Raw genomic sequence first — 15,891 nt, forward strand, 5'->3', positions numbered from 1 at the left:
ACTCCTTCGCCGACCACGCCCGCTACCTGGACGCCTGGTTCGACGCGCTCGGACTTCTCTCCGTACCGCTGGGTGAACTCGCTTACCGTTAGGCGAAGTTCGCGGCGATGCGGTCGCCGGTCTCCTTGTCGATGTTGTGCCAGTACTGCAGGGCGCGGTCGAGGACCGAGCGGGAGACGTCGGCCTTCAGGTGGCCGCTGACGTTGGCCACGAGGCGGTCGCGGGCCGCGTCGTCGAGGACCTCGCGGACCATCGTGCCCGCCTGCCCCCAGTCGTCGTCCTCGCGGTGCAACTTCGTTGCCTCGCGCACCAGTTCACCGGCGGTCTGCCAGCTCGCCGGGTCGCCGAACCGCCCGTAGTCGGCCGCGGGGCCGCCGTAGGAGTTCGGGGCGTACGGCCGGGCCGCGTTGGACGCCTCGTAGCGCATCGGGCCGTCCTTGGCGTACGAGTTGACCGGGGAGTGCGGCCGGTTGGGCGGCAGCTGGGTGTAGTTGGGGCCGATCCGGTACCGGTGGGTGTCCGGGTACGAGAACAGCCGGCCCAGCAGCATCTTGTCCGGCGAGGGGCCGATGCCCGGCACCAGGTTCGAGGGCTCGAAGGCGGCCTGCTCGATGTGGACGAAGTAGTCCTCGGGGTTGCGGTTCAGGGTCATCCGGCCGACGTCGATCAGCGGGTAGTCCCCGTGCGGCCAGACCTTCGTCAGGTCGAAGGGGTTGAAGCGGTAGTCCGCGGCGTCCTCGAACGGCATGATCTGGACCTTCAGGCTCCAGCTCGGCGCGTTCCCGGCCTCGATCGACTCGTGCAGGTCCCGGCGGTGCTTGTCCGCATCCGAACCGGCCAGCTCGTCGGCCTCGGCCTGCGTGAGGTACTCGATGCCCTGGTCGGTCTTGAAGTGGTACTTCACCCAGAACCGCTCACCGGCGCCGTTGATCCACATGTAGGTGTGGGAGCTGTAGCCGTTCATGTGGCGGTACGTCTTCGGGACACCCCGGTCGCCCATCAGCCAGGTCACCTGGTGTGCCGACTCGGGGGAGAGGGTCCAGAAGTCCCACTGCATGTCGTTGCTGCGCAGCCCGGTCACCGGGTGGCGCTTCTGCGAGCGGATGAAGTCCTGGAACTTGATCGTGTCACGGACGAAGAAGACCGGGGTGTTGTTGCCCACCATGTCGTAATTGCCGTGCTCTGTGTAGAACTTGAGCGCGAAGCCGCGGGGGTCGCGCCAGGTGTCGGGCGAGCCCTGCTCACCGGCGACGGTGGAGAACCGCGCCAGCATCTCGGTGCGTTTGCCGGGCTGGAAGAGGTCGGCCCTGGTGAACTGGCTGACGTCGTTGGTCACTTCGAAGAAGCCGTACGCACCGGAGCCCTTGGCGTGCACCACCCGCTCGGGGACCCGCTCCCGGTTGAACTGGGCCATCTTCTCGATGAGGTAGTGGTCCTGGAGCAGGATCGGGCCGTCGGGGCCGACGGTGAGCGAGTGTTCGTCGCTCTCCACCGGAATGCCGACGTTGTTCGTGGTGTACGGAGCCTGCTGGGGTGTCTGCGTCACGAGCGCGTCCTCCTGTCAGAGAGAGTAGGTCGCTTCGCCTTCGCGTACCCCAGCAGTCAACTCCGACGCCGGTATGTCGGCAACTTTTGGACGGGGTCTAATTCCGGTTCAGTTCGAACCAGACCACCTTTCCGGTGCTGAGCCGGGTGGCTCCCCACCGACGGGCCAGTCTGTTGACCAGGTACAGCCCGCGTCCGCCCTCGTCCGTGGCCCGCGCCTGCCGCAGCCGCGGCAGCTGGGGCACGTCGTCGCCGACCTCGCAGCGCAGCACGTCGGTCCGCAGCAGCCGGAGCGTGACGGGCCGCGAGGCGTACCGCACGGCGTTCGTCACGACCTCGCTGACCAGCAGCTCCACGGAGTCGCTCATGTCCTCCATGCCCCAGCGGGCCAGCGCGCGCCGGGCCAGCCGGCGGGCCTGGCCGGGGGCCGAGTCCTCCGGGTCGAGGAACCAGTACGCCACATCGCTCGGCGCGATTCCGTCGAAGCGGGCGGCGAGCAGCGCGATGTCGTCGTCCCGGTCGCCCGGGCCGAGCATGTCGAGCACCTCGTCGCACAGGGCTTCGAGGGGCGGCGGGTGATCGGGCCCGGTGAGCTGCGCGACCGCGGCGAGCTTCTCGCGCAGCTGCTCTATCCCGGTCCACACGTCCCGAAGCCGCGACTCGACCAGCCCGTCCGTGTACAGCAGCAGCGTCGCCCCGGCGGGCGCGTCCAGCTCTACGGCCTCGAAGTCGACCCCGCCGACCCCGATGGGGGCGCCGGGCGGCACCCGCAGGACCTCGGCCCGGCCGCCCAGGTGCAGCAGCACCGGCGGCGGATGGCCCGCGTTGGCGATGGTGATGCGGTGCGAGACCGGGTCGTAGACCGCGTAGAGGCAGGTCGCCATGCGGTCGGTGCCCAGCCGCTGGGCCTGTTCGTCGAGGTGGTGCAGGACCTCCTGCGGGGGCAGGTCGAGGCCCGCCAACGTCTGTGCGGTGGTGCGGAGTTGGCCCATGATCGCGGCCGAGGTCATGGAGTGGCCCATGACGTCGCCGACGACCAGGGCGACCCGGCTGCCGGGCAGCGGGATCGCGTCGTACCAGTCGCCGCCGACGCGTGCCGTCTCGGCGGCGGGCAGGTACCGGGACGCCAGCCGTACGCCGGTGGGGCGCGGGAGGGTCTCCGGGAGCATGGTGCGCTGCAGCTCGTCGGCGATGTACGCCTCACGGCCGTAGAGCACCGCCTTGTCGATGCCCAGGGCGCTGTGTGTGGCGAGCTGGGCGGCGACCAGGAGGTCGTCGGCCTCGAACGCCATGCGCTCGGGGCGGCGCAGGAAGAGCGCGGCGCCGATCACCCGGCGCCGGCCGCGCAGCGGCGCGAGGATCGCGCGCTGGCCGGCGGGGACGATCAACTCGCCGCCCTCGCCGAGGAGTTCCGGCAGCGCGGCGCGGGCTGCGGGCGAGTCCGCGAAGACCGGCCGTACGCCCCGCAGCACCTCGTTGAGCGCGCCGCCGGGCCGCACCTCGCAGAGTTCGGCGGTGACCGCCGACAGCTCGGAGGGCTGCTCGGGCTGGAGCGCGGGCATGAAGCCGTTCTCCGTGTCCCGCTCCTCAGGGATGCGGTCGGTACGGCGCAGCCGCAGCACGACGGGCCCGGTGGGCCGCTCGTCGCCCACGGGCAGCGGGTCGCGCAGATAGACCAGGATCGCGTCCGAGAAGGTCGGCACGGTCGCCCGGCACAACCCCATGACGATCTCGTCGAGGTCGATGCCGCGGGCGATCCGCCGGGTCGCGGCGCCCACGAAGCGCAGCCGGTCCCCGTCCCGCCGCATCGGCATGGGACCGCCCAGCGGCTGCCCCTGTCCCGTACGGCGCTCCTTGGCGGCGGCGTCGGAGACCTCGCCGCCGCCCGGCTGGGCCGGGATGCCGTCGGGCGCGGGGCGCGGACGATGGGTGTCGGGTTCGGCGGCCGAGGGCTGGGAGTGCTCGGAGCCGGCTGCGGCGGTATCGGGCTCGGGCTTCACAGGGGTACCTGCCGGGTCCTTCCCCTTGGTGCGGGACGTGCTCGTACCCGGCGCCGAAGGCGGCTCGCCGGTGCGTGCCTGTGCCGGTAAGCCGGCTCCACCGGACGGCCTGGACGGCGTCGAGGTGTGCAGGAGCGCCCCGCGGGGGTCTGCGGGGTCGGCGCCGCTGGGGCGCTCGAAGGAGGTGGGGTGCTCCGTCACGCGTGTCGAATCCGTCCGTCCGGGACCCTGATGGCCCTGTCGTCACATCCCCGCCTGCCTCGCGGGGTCTGGCACGAGCTCCCCCTCTGCCCAAGAGCGTGGGGGGACCCCCAGCCGCGTTGTCGTCGGTTGCCGATGCTCCGCGTCGCCGCCCTCCTCCGCCTTGCAGCTGCACGCACCACGCCCCGCTCACCGGCGCTCATCAGATACCGCCGATTTCCTGCGACTTGATCCGCCGGACAGGCCCTGCCCCCGGCCAGACCGGATTGTCAGTGCGGTGACATAGGGTTTTGAGCGTGGAGCCCGACCTATTCACCGCCGCCGCGGAAGCACGCCAGGAGAAGGACCCGTCCAGCAGTCCCCTGGCGGTGCGGATGCGCCCGCGCACCCTCGACGAGGTCGTGGGCCAGCAGCACCTGCTGAAGCCGGGCTCGCCCCTGCGCAGACTGGTCGGCGAGGGGGCGGGCGGCCCGGCCGGACCCTCCTCGGTGATCCTCTGGGGCCCGCCCGGCACCGGCAAGACGACCCTCGCGTACGTCGTCTCCAAGGCCACCGACAAGCGGTTCGTCGAGCTCTCCGCGATCACCGCCGGCGTCAAGGAGGTCCGCGCGGTCATCGACGGCGCCCGCCGCGCCACCGGGGGCTTCGGCAAGGAGACCGTCCTCTTCCTCGACGAGATCCACCGCTTCAGCAAGGCCCAGCAGGACTCCCTGCTCCCGGCCGTCGAGAACCGCTGGATCACCCTGATCGCGGCGACCACGGAGAACCCGTACTTCTCGGTGATCTCCCCGCTGCTGTCCCGCTCCCTGCTCCTCACCCTCGAACCCCTCACGGACGACGACCTGCGCGCCCTGCTCCGCCGGGCGCTGAGCAGCGAGCGCGGCCTCAAGGACGCGGTCACCCTCCCCGAGGACAGCGAGAACCACCTGCTGCGCATCGCCGGCGGCGACGCCCGCCGCGCGCTGACCGCCCTGGAGGCCGCTGCCGGGGCCGCCCTCGACAAGGGCGAGCCGGACATCACCCTCCAGACCCTGGAGGAGACGGTCGACCGGGCCGCCGTGACGTACGACCGTGACGGCGACCAGCACTACGACGTGGCCAGCGCCCTCATCAAGTCCATCCGCGGCTCCGACGTCGACGCGGCCCTGCACTACCTCGCCCGCATGATCGACGCCGGCGAGGACCCCCGCTTCATCGCCCGCCGCCTGATGATCTCCGCCAGCGAGGACATCGGCCTGGCCGATCCCAACGCGCTGCCGATCGCGGTCGCCGCCGCCCAGGCCGTAGCGATGATCGGCTTCCCGGAGGCCGCGCTCACCCTCAGCCACGCCACCATCGCCCTCGCTCTGGCGCCCAAGTCGAACGCGGCGACCACGGCGATCGGCGCCGCCATGGAGGACGTACGCAAGGGGCACGCGGGCCCGGTGCCGATGCATCTGCGGGACGGGCACTACAAGGGCGCGGCCAAACTCGGCCACGCGCAGGGGTACGTCTACCCGCACGATCTGCCCGAGGGCATCGCCGAGCAGCAGTACGCCCCGGAGGAGCTGAAGGACCGCGCGTACTACGAGCCCACTCGCCACGGTGCCGAGGCGCGGTACGCGGACGCCGTGGAGTGGACCAGAAAACACCTTGGTCGTAAGCGGTCCTGAGCACCCTGTAGAATCCTGCGCAGTGCTGCGTCCCGTGTCCGACTCCGGTCGGCGCCTCAGGCGGGACAATCAGCCGGATCTTTTGATCCAGGAGCGTCGCGCACCGTCGTAGGTGTCGCGGGCAGCCCACCACCACCCGGGGTTCCGGGACCGGCCGGTGGGCCGTTCGTGTGCTGCACATGTGCCCAGACCAGGGAACGGCTGCCTGACAAGTCCCTCGTGGACCTGTCGGGATTCCCCGGCTGCGGATGCGACCTCCCGTAACCCTGAGGCAGCCGAAGAGGAAAAGGAAAAGAAGTGGCTAACCAGCCCCGCCCCAAGGTCAAGAAGTCGCGTGCCCTCGGCATCGCGCTGACCCCGAAGGCCGTCAAGTACTTCGAGGCCCGCCCCTACCCGCCGGGCGAGCACGGCCGCGGCCGCAAGCAGAACTCGGACTACAAGGTCCGTCTGCTGGAGAAGCAGCGTCTGCGCGCGCAGTACGACGTGTCCGAGCGCCAGCTCGTCCGCGCCTACGAGCGTGCCGCCAAGACGCAGGGCAAGACCGGTGAGGCCCTGGTCATCGAGCTGGAGCGTCGCCTCGACGCCCTGGTTCTGCGTTCGGGCATCGCCCGCACGATCTACCAGGCCCGCCAGATGGTCGTCCACGGCCACATCGAGGTCAACGGCCAGAAGGTCGACAAGCCGTCCTTCCGCGTCAAGCCCGACGACGTCGTCATGGTCCGCGAGCGCAGCCGCAGCAAGACGCTGTTCGAGGTCTCCCGCGCCGGTGGCTTCGCCCCCGACGGCGAGACCCCGCGCTACCTCCAGGTGAACCTCGGCGCCCTGGCGTTCCGCCTGGACCGCGAGCCGAACCGCAAGGAGATCCCGGTGATCTGCGACGAGCAGCTCGTCGTCGAGTACTACGCCCGCTGATCACCTCACGGACGTAGCACCACCTGCGTGTCAGCCCGCCGTCTCCCCGCCCTTCCGGGTGGGCGAGGCGGCGGGCTTTCGCATGTCCACGCTCACCGCCGCGGGCCGCACCGGGCCGCGCGGCACCGGCATGGCGTCGAGCGACCGCTCCTGTCCCAGCGCCCGGGCCACGGCCGCCTCCCGGCCCAGCCCTGCTCCGTTCCGTACGCACTCCTCGTACCGCTCGTCGCCGAGCCGCTCGCGGGCCATCGCCTCGCATCGCTCGTGCGGCGCGTTGTAGTACGCCGAGCCGAACAGCGGCAGTCCCACGGACGGCCACATCCCGCCCGCCGCGCCCTGCAGCAGCGCGGCCTCGGCGGCATCGCCCTCCGCCACCGTGACGAGGGCCAGCAGTTCGACGGCGAGCACCGAGCCCAGCAGGTCGCGGAACCCGTGGGCGCTGCCCAGACAGTCCGCCAACAGGTCGCGCGCCAGGGCGAGTTCGCCGTCGCTCCAGGCGACGTAGGCCAGGACGTACAGCGCGTAGGCCCGGGTCCAGCGCTCGCCGTGGTCCTCGCAGACCCGCCGGACGTCCTCGCACAGCTTCACCGCGTCCGCCAGATCGCCCTGGAACGCGCGGGTCATCGCCAGCTCTACCTGGCCCATCAGCACATTGCTGTTCAGCTCGCCGATCTGCTGGTAGCGGTCGAGCGCCGAGCGCAGCAGGGTCTCCGCGCGTGCCATGTCGTCCGTGACCAGGGCCAGACAGCCGGTGCGGTGTTCGGCGTACGCCACCGCCGTGGGGTTCGCGGCGTGGTCGGCCTCCTCGCGGCACTCCTGGAGCGCGGCCAGCGCGGGCACGGTGTCGCCCTGGAGGATCGCCACATAGCCGAGCACCCACAGTGCCTTCAGCCGTGACTGGTCATTGGCCGTGTTCTCCGCGTCCAGTTGCACGGCCTGCTCCAGCCAGTGCCGGCCCTCCGAGAGCCGCCCGCAGCCCGCCCAGTAGAACCACAGGGAGCCCGCGAGGTACTGGCCCAGATGCGTCTCGTCCGGCTCGGTCAGGCAGTACTCCAGGGCGCCGCGCAGATTCGGCAGTTCCGCCTCGACCCGCGCGGCGACCTCGCCCTGGCGCGGCGAGAACCAGTCCAGCTCGCACCAAGTGGCCAGGCCCAGATACCAGTCGCGGTGCCTGCGCCGCAGCCGGGCCGCGTCCCCGGTCGCCTCCAGCCAGTCGGCGCCGTATGCCCGGATCGTGTCGAGCATCCGGTAGCGCACGCCCGTTGCCGTCGACTCGCGGACGACCACGGACTGCGCGAGCAGTTCGGACAGCACGTCGAGGACGCCGTCCGAGGGCAGTCCGTCGCCGCCGCACACGTACTCGGCGGCCTCCAGGTCGAAGCGCCCGGCGAACACCGAGAGCCGCGCCCACAGCAACCGCTCCTCGGGCGTGCACAGTTCATGGCTCCAGCCGATCGCCGTCCGTAGCGTCTGATGCCGGGGCAGCGCGTCCCGCCGCCCGCCGGCCAGCAGCCGGAACCGGTCGTCGAACCGCGCCAGCAACTCCCCGGGCGCCAGCGCCCGCAGCCGCCCCGCCGCCAGCTCGACAGCGAGCGGAATCCCGTCGAGCCGCCGACACAACTCCCTTACGTCCGGATCGTCGCCGAGGACGACGCCCTGCTGCGCGGCACGGTCGGCGAACAGCTCCACCGCCTCGTCCTCGCCCAGCGGCGCCACCGCCACCACCCGCTCGCCGGCCAGCTCCAACGGCCGCCGCCCCACCGCGAGCACCCGCAACCCCGGCACCCGCCCGAGCAACTCGGCCACCAGCGAGGCACACACCTCCACCAGATGCTCGAACCCGTCCAGTACCAACAGGAGTTGACGCTCGGCAAGATGCGCGAGCAGCGCCTCACGCGGCAACCGCGCCGTGTGATCGGTCAGCCCCAGCGCCTCTACGACCGCGAAGTCCACGAGTTCCGGATCGCGCACCGGCGCCAGCTCCACCCGCCACACGCCGTCCGGGGGCGCGGACCGGGCCGCCGCGTGGGCCGCGAGCCGTGACTTGCCGACCCCGCCGGGCCCGGTCACCGTGACCAGACGCGAGACGTCGAGCGCCCGTGCCAGCTCGGTGAGTTCGGCCGAGCGGCCCACGAACCGGTCGGGTTCGAGGGGCAGATTGCCGTCCGCGGTGGCGCCGCCGCGATGGGAAGCTCGCATGGAACACGGAGCGTACTGAACCGTATTCAGTCCGTACAATCGCTTCGCGCAACTCCACTGTGCGCGGGGCGGTAATGCGGTACGGAGCGCCACCGTCATCGCGATAGGCTCGGCCCATTATTGATTTCGCGAGCAAGCGGGAAGCGGGTGCGCAGTGTCCGGTGGAGAGGTGGCCGGGATCCTGGTGGCCGTCTTCTGGGCGATCCTGGTCTCGTTCCTCGCCGTCGCACTGGTGAGGCTGGCCCAGACGCTCAAGGCGACCACCAAGCTGGTCGCGGACGTGACCGACCAGGCCGTGCCGCTGCTGGCCGACGCCTCCGCGGCGGTGCGCTCCGCGCAGACCCAGATCGACCGGGTCGACGCGATCGCCTCCGACGTCCAGGAGGTCACCTCGAACGCCTCCGCACTGTCCACCACCGTCGCCTCCACCTTCGGCGGCCCCCTCGTCAAGGTCGCGGCCTTCGGCTACGGCGTCCGCCGGGCCCTGGGCGGCCGCCGCGAGGACGTGCCCGCGCCCGACAGGGCGTCCCGGCGTACGGTGATCGTGGGCCGTACCGTCCCGGCCGGACGGCGGGGCAAGCGCACCCGGAAGAAGGACTGACCGAGCGATGTTCCGCCGTACGTTCTGGTTCGGCACGGGCGTAGCCGCCGGTGTCTGGGCGACCACCAAGGTCAATCGCAAGCTGAAGCAGCTGACCCCCGAGCACCTCGCCGTCTCCGCGGCCAACAAGGCGCTCGAAGCGGGTCACCGGCTCAAGGACAGCGCGGTGCACTTCGCGCTCGACGTCCGCGCGGGCATGGCCCAGCGCGAGGCCGAACTCGGCGACGCGCTGGGGATCAACGCCCCGGTCGACCCCGAACTCCCCGCGCCCCGGCAGCAGATCGCGATCGAGAACCGCAACAACCCCAAGTCCGTCGAAAGAAGCGACAGGACGACGTACTCGTACAACCGGAATGAGGACCACTGATGGAGTCGGCTGAAATCCGCCGCCGCTGGCTGAGCTTCTACGAGGAGCGCGGTCACACCGTCGTCCCCTCGGCGTCGCTCATCGCGGACGACCCGACTCTGCTCCTGGTCCCCGCCGGCATGGTCCCCTTCAAGCCGTACTTCCTCGGCGAGGTCAAGCCGCCGTGGCCGCGCGCCACCAGCGTGCAGAAGTGCGTGCGCACGCCCGACATCGAAGAGGTCGGCAAGACCACCCGGCACGGCACGTTCTTCCAGATGTGCGGCAACTTCTCCTTCGGCGACTACTTCAAGGAAGGCGCCATCACCTACGCCTGGGAGCTGCTCACCTCGCCCCAGGACAAGGGTGGTTACGGCCTCGACCCCGAGCGCCTGTGGATCACCGTCTACCTCGACGACGACGAGGCCGAGACGATCTGGCGCGACAAGATCGGTGTCCCCGTCGAGCGCATCCAGCGTCTCGGCAAGAAGGACAACTACTGGTCGATGGGCGTACCCGGCCCCTGCGGCCCGTGCTCCGAGATCAACTACGACCGCGGCCCCGAGTTCGGCGTCGAGGGCGGCCCCGCCGTCAACGACGAGCGGTACGTGGAGATCTGGAACCTCGTCTTCATGCAGTACGAGCGGGGCGAGGGCATCGGCAAGGAGGACTTCGAGATCCTCGGCGAGCTGCCCAGCAAGAACATCGACACGGGCCTCGGCCTGGAGCGCCTCGCGATGATTCTGCAGGGCGTGCAGAACATGTACGAGATCGACACCTCCATGGCCGTCATCAAGAAGGCCACCGAGCTGACCGGCGTCGAGTACGGCGCCGCGCACGACTCCGACGTCTCCCTGCGCGTGGTCACCGACCACATGCGGACGTCCGTGATGCTCATCGGCGACGGCGTGACCCCCGGCAACGAGGGGCGCGGTTACGTCCTGCGCCGCATCATGCGCCGCGCCATCCGCAACATGCGGCTGCTCGGTGCCACCGGCCTGGTCGTCAAGGACCTCATCGACACGGTCATCGCGATGATGGGCCAGCAGTACCCCGAGCTCGTCACCGACCGGCAGCGCATCGAGACGGTGGCCCTCGCCGAGGAGGCCGCCTTCGTCAAGACGCTGAAGGCCGGCACCAACATCCTCGACACGGCCATCAGCGACACCAAGCAGTCGGGCGGCAAGGTCCTCGCGGGCGACAAGGCGTTCCTGCTCCACGACACCTGGGGCTTCCCGATCGACCTCACCCTCGAAATGGCCGCCGAACAGGGCCTTTCCGTGGACGAGGACGGCTTCCGCCGCCTGATGAAGCAGCAGCGCGACCAGGCCAAGGCCGACGCGCAGGCCAAGAAGACCGGCCACGCCGGCGTCGGCGCCTACCGCGCGATCGCCGACCAGGCAGGCGAGACCGACTTCATCGGTTACTCGGACACCGTGGGCGAGTCCACCATCGTCGGCATCCTCGTCGACGGCGTCTCCTCCCCGGCCGCGACCGAGGGCGACGAGGTCGAGATCGTCCTCGACCGCACCCCGTTCTACGCCGAGGGCGGCGGCCAGATCGGTGACACCGGCCGCATCAAGGTCGAGTCCGGTGCCGTCATCGAGATCCGCGACTGCCAGAAGCCGGTTCCGGGCGTCTACGTCCACAAGGGTGTCGTCCAGTTCGGCGAGGTCACCGTCGGTGCCAAAGCCGAGGCCGCCATCGACGTCCGCCGCCGTACCGCCATCGCCCGCGCCCACTCGGCCACCCACCTCACCCACCAGGCCCTGCGGGACGCGCTCGGTCCGACGGCCGCGCAGGCCGGTTCCGAGAACCAGCCGGGCCGCTTCCGCTTCGACTTCGGCTCGCCGTCCGCCGTTCCCACGGCCGTGATGACCGACGTCGAGCAGAAGATCAACGAGGTGCTCGCCCGCGACCTGGACGTGCACGCCGAGATCCTCAGTCTCGACGAGGCCAAGAAGCAGGGCGCCATCGCCGAGTTCGGCGAGAAGTACGGCGAGCGGGTCCGCGTCGTGACCATCGGCGACTTCTCCAAGGAGCTGTGCGGCGGCACGCATGTGCACAACACCGCCCAGCTCGGCCTGGTGAAGCTGCTCGGCGAGTCGTCGATCGGCTCCGGGGTCCGCCGTATCGAAGCGCTCGTCGGTGTCGACGCCTACAACTTCCTCGCCCGTGAGCACACGGTCGTCGCCCAGCTCCAGGAGCTGATCAAGGGGCGCCCCGAGGAGCTTCCGGAGAAGGTTTCCGCCATGCTCGGCAAGCTGAAGGACGCCGAGAAGGAGATCGAGAAGTTCCGCGCCGAGAAGGTGCTGCAGGCCGCGGGCGGTCTCGTCGAGTCCGCCAAGGACGTGCACGGTGTCGCGCTGGTCACCGGCCAGGTGCCGGACGGCACGAGCGCCGACGACCTGCGCAAGCTGGTCCTCGACGTGCGCGGCCGTATCCAGGGCGGACGCGCCGCCGTGGTCGCCCTCTTCACGGTCAACAACGGCAAGCCGCTGACGGTCATCGCCACCAACGAAGCCGCTCGCGAGCGCGGTCTCAAGGCCGGCGACCTGGTCCGCGCGGCCGCCAAGACCCTCGGCGGCGGCGGTGGCGGCAAGCCGGACGTGGCCCAGGGCGGTGGCCAGAACCCGGCCGCCGTCGGTGAGGCCGTGGACGCCGTCGAGCGCCTCGTCGCCGACACGGCGAAGTAAGAAGCGGTCGAGAGTATGAGAAGAGGACGTCGACTCGCGATCGACGTCGGGGACGCGCGGATCGGGGTCGCCTCGTGCGACCCCGACGGGATCCTCGCCACGCCCGTCGAGACGGTCCCCGGCCGCGACATCCCGGCGGCGCACCGCCGGCTGAAGCAGCTCGTCGAGGAGTACGAACCGATCGAAGTCGTCGTCGGTCTCCCGCGTTCCCTCAAGGGGGGCGAGGGACCGGCCGCCGTGAAGGTCCGGGCCTTCACCCAGGAACTCGCGAAGGGCATCGCCCCGGTACCGGTCAGACTGCTGGACGAACGGATGACCACGGTGACGGCCAGTCAGGGACTGCGCGCCTCCGGGGTGAAGTCGAAGAAGGGCCGGTCGGTCATCGACCAGGCGGCAGCGGTCATCATTCTGCAGCAGGCCTTGGAATCCGAACGGGTGTCAGGTAAAGCACCCGGCGAGGGCGTCGAAGTGGTCATCTGATCGCGATACGGTAACGTTCCGCGCGATGCGATGGTGTTCGAACAGCCATGGCACAGCAAGAGGCGGGACGGGAGCCGGAGCCGCAAGCGCCGCGACCGCCGCCTCGCGGCTCTAGGGGATCGATGACTGAGTATGGCCGGGGCCCAGGCTCCGAACCGTGGCATCCGGAGGACCCGTTGTTCGGGGACATCGGATGGGAAGGACAGCAGGCCCAGGTGGGGCAGCAGTCCTCCTACGGCGGCCAGCCGCAGCACTATCCGGAACAGCCGCAGCAGCCGCAGTACGGCGACTGGGGCCATGGCCAGCAGGCCGATTACGGTCAGGCGCAGCAGCAGTACCCGGTCTACGACGAACAGGGCAACCCGCAGTACCCCGACCAGCAGCAGTGGGCGGACCAGCAGCAGTACGCCGACCAGAGCCATCAGCAGTACGCCGGTCAGCAACAGCAACAGCAATATCAGCAGGGTGGCTGGGACGACACCGGCACGCCCGCGCAGGTCCCTTACGCCGCGGACCCCGGCGACCCGTACGGACAGCAGGCCGCCGCCTATGGCGAGCAGCAGCCCGATTTCTACGGCACGCCCGACGCGTTCCCGCCGCCGGAGCCGCCGAGCAGGCGACGTACCGAGCCGGAACCGGAGCGGACCGACTGGGACCCGGGACCCGATCAGGGCGAACACGCGTTCTTCGCGGGCGGCGGCGATGACGACGACGCCGATGACGACGAGCCGGACGGGCGCGGACGCGGTGACCGGCGGGGCAAGGGCGGCAAAGGCGGCAAGGAGAAGAAGCGCCGTAACGGCTGCGCCTGCCTGGTCGTCGTCCTGGTGTTCGGCGGCGGCCTGGCCACCGTCTCCTACTTCGGCTGGCAGTTCTACCAGGATCGTTTCGGCACGGCGCCCGACTACGCGGGCGACGGCACCGGATCGGTGAGCGTCACCATCCCCAAGGGGGCGGGCGGCTACACCATCGGCCAGGAGTTGAAGAAACAGGGCGTCGTGAAGAGTGTCGACGCCTTCGTGGCCGCGCAGTCGCAGAATCCCGACGGCAAGAAGATCCAGGCCGGCGTCTTTCTGCTGAAGAAGGGAATGTCCGCCGCGAGCGCCGTCAAGCTGATGCTCGACCCCAAGAGCCAGGACAATCTGATCGTCCCCACGGGCTGGCGGAACTCCAAGATCTACGCGGCGATCGACAAGAAACTCCAGCTTTCCGACGGCGCCACCAAGGCCGTGGCCAAGAAGGACTACAAGTCGCTCGGACTGCCCAGCTGGGCGAACAGCGACAAGAACATCAAGGACCCGCTGGAGGGCTTCCTCTACCCCGGCACATATGGCGCTGCCAAGGGTATGAAACCTGAAACGATCCTCAAACAGATGGTCGCCCAGGCCAGCGACAAATACGGCGCGATCGACCTGGAAGCGAAAGCCAAGGCGCTCAATCTGGACGACCCGCTGCAGGTCATCACGGTCGCGAGCCTCGTCCAGGCCGAGGGCAAGACGCACGACGACTTCCGCAAGATGGCCGAAGTGGTCTACAACCGCCTCAAGACCACGAACACCGAGACCAACCGGTACCTGCAGTTCGACTCGACCTTCAATTACCTGAAGGGCCAGAGCAACATCCACATCAGCGAGTCCGAGATCAACAGCAACAAGGACCCGTACAACACCTACACCCAAAAGGGCCTGCCGCCCGGTCCCATCGACAACCCCGGTGACGAGGCGCTCGCAGCGGCACTGAATCCGACCCGTGACGGCTGGATCTACTTCGTGGCGACCGACGGCGAGAACAAGACCGAATTCGCCAAGACGTACGCCGAATTCCAGGCACTCAAGGAAAAGTTCAATGCCACCTCGGGCAACTGACGCCCGCCGGGCCGCCGTGCTCGGTTCCCCCATCGCCCACTCCCTCTCCCCGGTGCTGCATCGCGCGGCGTACGGGGAGTTGGGACTGGACGGCTGGTCGTACGACCGCTTCGACGTCGACGAGGCCGGTCTGCCGGGGTTCTTCGAGAACCTCGGACCGGAGTGGGCCGGGCTGTCACTCACCATGCCGCTGAAGCGTGCCGTCATCCCGCTGCTCGACGGGATCAGCGAGACCGCGGCGTCGGTGGACGCGGTCAACACCGTCGTCCTCACGGAGGACGGCCGCCGAGTCGGCGACAACACCGACATCCCCGGCATGGTCGCCGCCCTGCGCGAACACGGCATCGAACAGGTCGACTCCGCCGCGATCCTCGGCGCCGGCGCCACCGCCTCCTCCGCCCTCGCCGCCCTCGCCCGCATCTGCACCGGCGAGGTCGTCGCGTACGTGCGCAGCGAGGCCCGCGCCGCGGAGATGCGGCAGTGGGGGGAGCGGCTGGACGTAGAGGTCCGCACCGCCGACTGGGCCGACGCGGCGGAAGGCCTGCGCGCCCCGCTGGTCTTCGCCACCACCCCCGCCGGCACGACAGACGCCCTCTCCTCCGCCGTACCGGAACGCCCCGCCACCCTCTTCGACGTCCTCTACGACCCCTGGCCCACGGATCTCGCGGCCCGCTGGTCCGGCTACGGCGGCGCGGTTGTGAGCGGGCTCGACCTGTTGGTGCATCAGGCGGTACTCCAGGTGGAACAGATGACTGGCCGTCGGCCCGCGCCGGTGGATGCGATGCGGAGGGCGGGGGAGAAGGCGTTGGCGGGGCGGTGAGGCGGAGTTGGCGGGGGAGCGGCTCAATGGGCGCTGCCGACTGCTTGCCGGCCGGGAGCGACAGGCCGGGCTGGAAGGCGCTGGCTGACCGCTGACACGGACTTTTGTGGGGTGGGCAAGAGGCCTTGGTCGACTGCCGGCCTTTGCCGGGCAGCGCGGGGAGCGGGTGGTGGGCTGTCGCCGCAGGCCCGGGTTGGGTGGGCCAGGCGGCGGTGGCCGATTGCTGGCCGGGACTTTGGTGGGCGGGCAAATGGGTGTCGGCCAGCTCTTGCCCTCGGTCTGGTGGGGCTGTCGAGGAGGCGTCGGCCAGCTGCTGACCCGGGCCCAGTCGTGCGGGTGCAGGCGCGTCGGCGGGCTCCTGGTCTCGCCCCGGCAAGGCCGTGGAGAAGGCGTCGGCAGACCACCGAGCCGGACTCGCGTGGGCGGGCAAGTGAGCGTCAGCCGGCTCTTGACCTCGGCCTGGTAGGGCTGTCGAGAAGGTGCGGCAGATCGCCGACCCGGGACTCGGCGGGACGACCAAGTGGCCGTCGGTCGACTCCTGACCTTCGCTCCGGCAAGGCCGTCAAGAAGTTGCCGT

General features: G+C 70.2%; 11 protein-coding genes. 8 read left to right on the forward strand and 3 right to left on the reverse strand.

Going from position 1 to position 15,891, the window contains the following annotated elements:
• Positions 1-88 precede the first annotated feature (88 nt).
• Together ACFWP5_RS41345 and ACFWP5_RS41350 are read right to left on the reverse strand one after the other, a co-directional pair.
• Positions 89-1,546 carry a catalase gene (locus tag ACFWP5_RS41345; RefSeq protein ID WP_384169346.1) on the reverse strand — a complete coding sequence of 486 codons (1,458 nt, stop codon included), beginning with the start codon at positions 1,544-1,546 and terminating at the stop codon, positions 89-91.
• Positions 1,547-1,643: 97 nt separating this feature from the next.
• Entirely contained in the window at positions 1,644-3,746 is a 2,103-nt protein-coding gene (locus ACFWP5_RS41350; protein ID WP_384169349.1) for a SpoIIE family protein phosphatase, read from the reverse strand.
• Positions 3,747-4,042: 296 nt separating this feature from the next.
• Here ACFWP5_RS41350 and ACFWP5_RS41355 point away from each other — a divergent pair, with 296 nt between their 5' ends.
• Together ACFWP5_RS41355 and rpsD are read left to right on the forward strand one after the other, a co-directional pair.
• A complete protein-coding gene (locus ACFWP5_RS41355) occupies positions 4,043-5,398 on the forward strand; it encodes a replication-associated recombination protein A (protein ID WP_384169352.1) in 1,356 nt (451 codons plus the stop codon).
• Between the two features lie 297 nt (positions 5,399-5,695).
• Entirely contained in the window at positions 5,696-6,310 is a 615-nt protein-coding gene (gene rpsD / locus ACFWP5_RS41360) for a 30S ribosomal protein S4 (protein ID WP_327405423.1), read from the forward strand.
• A 30-nt stretch (positions 6,311-6,340) separates the two neighbouring features.
• On the opposite strand, the gene ACFWP5_RS41365 is transcribed toward rpsD, so the two are convergent.
• Positions 6,341-8,509 carry an ATP-binding protein gene (locus ACFWP5_RS41365; protein ID WP_384169355.1) on the reverse strand — a complete coding sequence of 723 codons (2,169 nt, stop codon included), beginning with the start codon at positions 8,507-8,509 and terminating at the stop codon, positions 6,341-6,343.
• 154 nt (positions 8,510-8,663) lie between these two features.
• Between ACFWP5_RS41365 and ACFWP5_RS41370 the strand changes: the two genes are divergently transcribed.
• The 6 genes from ACFWP5_RS41370 to ACFWP5_RS41395 all read left to right on the forward strand — a co-directional run bounded on the left by ACFWP5_RS41370 (position 8,664) and on the right by ACFWP5_RS41395 (position 15,314).
• Positions 8,664-9,110: a DUF948 domain-containing protein gene (locus ACFWP5_RS41370; protein WP_384169358.1), complete on the forward strand. Its 447-nt coding sequence runs from the start codon at positions 8,664-8,666 to the stop codon at positions 9,108-9,110.
• 7 nt (positions 9,111-9,117) lie between these two features.
• Positions 9,118-9,477 carry a hypothetical protein gene (locus tag ACFWP5_RS41375; RefSeq protein ID WP_384169361.1) on the forward strand — a complete coding sequence of 120 codons (360 nt, stop codon included), beginning with the start codon at positions 9,118-9,120 and terminating at the stop codon, positions 9,475-9,477.
• Positions 9,477-12,149, forward strand: coding sequence for an alanine--tRNA ligase (gene alaS / locus ACFWP5_RS41380; RefSeq protein ID WP_384169364.1), 2,673 nt, complete (start codon positions 9,477-9,479; stop codon positions 12,147-12,149). Before ACFWP5_RS41375 ends, alaS begins: the two co-directional genes overlap by 1 nt.
• A 15-nt stretch (positions 12,150-12,164) precedes the next feature.
• A complete protein-coding gene (ruvX, locus tag ACFWP5_RS41385; protein ID WP_384169368.1) occupies positions 12,165-12,629 on the forward strand; it encodes a Holliday junction resolvase RuvX in 465 nt (154 codons plus the stop codon).
• A 122-nt stretch (positions 12,630-12,751) separates the two neighbouring features.
• Positions 12,752-14,494, forward strand: coding sequence for an endolytic transglycosylase MltG (mltG, locus tag ACFWP5_RS41390; protein ID WP_384169371.1), 1,743 nt, complete (start codon positions 12,752-12,754; stop codon positions 14,492-14,494).
• Positions 14,475-15,314 (forward strand): shikimate dehydrogenase, encoded by an 840-nt coding sequence (locus ACFWP5_RS41395; RefSeq protein ID WP_384169374.1) that lies wholly within the window; start codon positions 14,475-14,477, stop codon positions 15,312-15,314. The genes mltG and ACFWP5_RS41395 overlap by 20 nt, the downstream gene beginning before the upstream one ends.
• Positions 15,315-15,891: the final 577 nt, after the last annotated feature.

The sequence above is a fragment of the Streptomyces sp. NPDC058469 genome (assembly GCF_042721125.1).
In the GTDB taxonomy this organism is placed as follows: domain Bacteria; phylum Actinomycetota; class Actinomycetes; order Streptomycetales; family Streptomycetaceae; genus Streptomyces.

Coding starts and splice junctions, on each gene's coding strand:
- ACFWP5_RS41375 (WP_384169361.1), top strand. CDS start 9,118: ATGTTCCGCCGTACGTTCTGGTTCGGCACGGGCGTAGCCGCCGGTGTC.
- ACFWP5_RS41395 (WP_384169374.1), top strand. CDS start 14,475: ATGCCACCTCGGGCAACTGACGCCCGCCGGGCCGCCGTGCTCGGTTCC.
- ruvX (WP_384169368.1), top strand. CDS start 12,165: ATGAGAAGAGGACGTCGACTCGCGATCGACGTCGGGGACGCGCGGATC.
- ACFWP5_RS41365 (WP_384169355.1), bottom strand. CDS start 8,509: ATGCGAGCTTCCCATCGCGGCGGCGCCACCGCGGACGGCAATCTGCCC.
- mltG (WP_384169371.1), top strand. CDS start 12,752: ATGACTGAGTATGGCCGGGGCCCAGGCTCCGAACCGTGGCATCCGGAG.
- alaS (WP_384169364.1), top strand. CDS start 9,477: ATGGAGTCGGCTGAAATCCGCCGCCGCTGGCTGAGCTTCTACGAGGAG.